The following is a 1337-nucleotide window of genomic DNA, read 5'->3' as shown; positions in this document are numbered from 1 at the left end:
TGGGACGCCGATGCGTTGCGCGACATCGTGCGCGACTATGCACTGGAGACGTTGGCCGACGACGATGCGGTCTTTGTCGTCGATGAGACGGGCTTTCTGAAGCAGGGTAAGGCATCCTGCGGCGTCTCACGGCAATACACGGGCTCGGCGGGAAAGATCACGAACTGCCAGATCGGCGTTTTCGCTTGCTATGTGTCGCATCGCGGCCATGCCCTCATCGACCGCGAGCTCTATCTGCCCAAGAGCTGGACGGGCGACAAAGAACGTATGAGGAAGGCGCATGTCCCGCAGGAATTGAGCGACAGCGCCAATGGCGGCTTCGCCACCAAGCCGGCGTTGGCGCTCGCCATGATCGAGCGCGTGATCGCGGGGAATGTTCCGTTCTCCTTCGTCGCCGCCGACACGGTCTACGGCGTCGGTGACATAGAGATGGCGCTGCGGCGAGGTGGTAAAGGCTATGTGCTGGGTGTGAAGTCCAACGACACGTTCTACTACTGGGGCAGTCCCAACACCGTCGCGGCACGGCAAAAGAAATCGCCGACTGCTTGCCGCTGTCCGCTTGGAAGCGTCTTTCGGCCGGCGCTGGAACGAAAGGCGAGCGGCTGCATGATTGGGCTTATCTCGAGCTCGCCGATCTCGAGGGCGGCGAATACAATGAGGCGCAGGGCGGCCAGGTCTGGACACGCGGACTGCTGATCCGTCGCAAGATCGTCGACGGCGATCTCGCCTTCTTCACGACGTGGGCGCCGCGTGGAACGACGATCGAAGCGCTGTCGAAAATCGAAGGCCATCGTTGGGCGATCGAGGACAGTTTCGAAACCGCCAAAAACGAGCTGGGCCTGGATCACAACGAAACGCGTTCATGGCATGGATGGCGACGTCATGTCTCGCTCGTCATGCTGGCCCTCGCCATGAGGGCGACGATACGTGTTCACGCCAATGGATCGGCGACGCCGTCCCCCAAAAAGATCCGGCGTGCAATGACGACAAAAACTGCGCGGCCTCGATCGACGGCGAACTGATCCGCTGGTCGATGCAGGAAATCCGACGCATCGCCACGCGTCTCGCACGAAAACGCATTCGTCCCGAGTTTGTCATCGCATGGTCGTTTGGCGACGAGCGCACCAAGCCGAAGCAAGTCGAGCCCATCTGAAAAAGCAACTGTAATGCTAGGCATGTGTGTCGATGCCAACACTTCGGCTGTTCTCGAACGCCTCTTTCCCCTTCGCAGTCCAGAGCGCCAACGCCTTCTCGCGCTCGTCGCTTCGGAGCTTGTCGGCCATCCAGAGCACCGCGCCATCATCTACGGCGCGCTGCTCTGGATGGCCGACAAGCTC

The 1337-nt window shown here is 61.0% G+C and carries 1 protein-coding gene and 1 pseudogene; one reads left to right on the top strand and one right to left on the bottom strand.

Translation table 11 applies throughout. The features are described 5' to 3' along the window. A pseudogene (locus A1351_RS02990) lies at positions 1-1022 on the top strand (IS701 family transposase); the annotation flags it as partial. Between the two features lie 147 nt (positions 1023-1169). On the opposite strand, the gene traD reads toward A1351_RS02990, so the two are convergent. Beyond that, positions 1170-1292 (bottom strand): conjugal transfer protein TraD, encoded by a 123-nt coding sequence (traD, locus tag A1351_RS23595; RefSeq protein WP_371441445.1) that lies wholly within the window; start codon positions 1290-1292, stop codon positions 1170-1172. Positions 1293-1337 lie beyond the last annotated feature (45 nt).

Origin of the sequence: Methylosinus sp. R-45379 (assembly GCF_001644125.1) — a bacterium.
Classification (GTDB): Bacteria; Pseudomonadota; Alphaproteobacteria; order Rhizobiales; family Beijerinckiaceae; genus Methylosinus.
The sequence above is the reverse complement of the archived record's forward strand: the minus strand, read 5'-3'. Positions and strand labels throughout refer to the sequence as shown.